This window comes from Ruminococcus sp. RTP21204st1_B2_RTP21204_210225, from assembly GCF_040914135.1.
GTDB classification, from domain to species: domain Bacteria; phylum Bacillota; class Clostridia; order Oscillospirales; family Ruminococcaceae; genus Hominimerdicola; species Hominimerdicola aceti.
The window spans coordinates 1-1,300 of sequence record NZ_JBCPGA010000119.1; the positions used below are offsets into that span (position 1 = coordinate 1).

The window sequence follows — 1,300 nt, forward strand, 5'->3', positions numbered from 1 at the left end:
ACCGTGCTTATAATTATTCCTGAAAACGGATTGGGAAGCAGTTCTGGCAGAAAAGCAAGCCCGATAAGTCCCAGCGCAGAAAACACCTGCGAACCGATAACGCATTTCCGATAGCCGATCTTGTCGGCAAAACGTGCGCACAGCACATCTATGATAAGCTGAGTAACAAAAAATACCGACGAGATAAGGGCAATTTTTCCAAACGGAATACCATAGCCATTGTGAAATGTGAGAAATAGAAGCGGAGCGAAATTAGCCGCTATTGCCTGTGTGATGAATCCAAGATAGCAGGATATAAGTGTTTTTCTGTAATTTACAGCCATATTGACAAACTCCTTGACAAATGATATAATCAGATTATATAGTAAATATCGTAACATTTCAATACACAAAATCACATTTTTATTACACAATATCGTAAATTGGGTGAGAACATGGGAAATGAAATCAAAAAGGACAGGATCACAACGGACGAAACCTTACGTGAAACTGCAAGTCACGGCAGCGAAGAATATCCGTTCAGCTACTATTATGAGGACATCTGGGATTTCGATTTTCACTGTATCGACTGGCACTGGCACCCAGAGGTCGAATTTGTTTATATACAGCATGGCAAGGCTGATTTTCTGGTGGGTGGAAACAGGTATGTTCTAAGCTCGGGCGATGGGATCTTTATAAATTCTCAGGTGATACACAGGTTTGAAGCAGAAGACAGCGCCATCATTCCGAACATTGTTTTTTCACCTGTTCTGCTTGCGCCGCAGGGCAGTCTGATATACAGCAGATACATCAGACCGATAATTGAATCAACTACCGAATGTGTGATTTTTTCCGCCGAAGAAACAGCACACCACAGCATTATCGAAACAATGAGGTTGGTATTTGCTGTGCAGGGTTCTGGCACGGCTTCTGAAATGGAAACGGTAGAACTGCTGCTGAAACTATGGTGCCTGTTATATGAAAGCATACAGATAACAGACTGCGGCCCCGTGTCCGGGCATTCCGCACAGACGCAGGCTAAGCTTCAGATAATGATGCAGTATATTCATGATAATTACAGCGGTCAGATAACACTGGACGATATTGCAGGAACAGTTCTTATAAGCAAAAGCAGTGTTCTAAATATTTTCAGGACATACCTGCACACTTCGCCGATAAATTACGTTGTGGAATACAGACTGAAACGTGCGTCAAAACTGCTTGTTGATACCGAAAACAGCGTTTGCACCATAGCGCAGGAAACGGGATTTGAGAACATCGGCTATTTCTGCCGCAGATTCAAAAAGCTGTACGGCGTTAC

General features: G+C 42.9%; 1 protein-coding gene and 1 pseudogene. One reads left to right on the forward strand and one right to left on the reverse strand.

All coding sequences use genetic code 11. The annotated features are described in order from the left end of the window. Positions 1–323 (reverse strand): annotated as a pseudogene (locus AB5123_RS14370) (MFS transporter); the annotation flags it as partial. Positions 324–434: 111 nt separating this feature from the next. Between AB5123_RS14370 and AB5123_RS14375 the strand changes: the two are divergent. Further along, positions 435–1,300: helix-turn-helix domain-containing protein (locus AB5123_RS14375; RefSeq protein WP_368365004.1), on the forward strand; the 866-nt coding region annotated here is incomplete at its 3' end.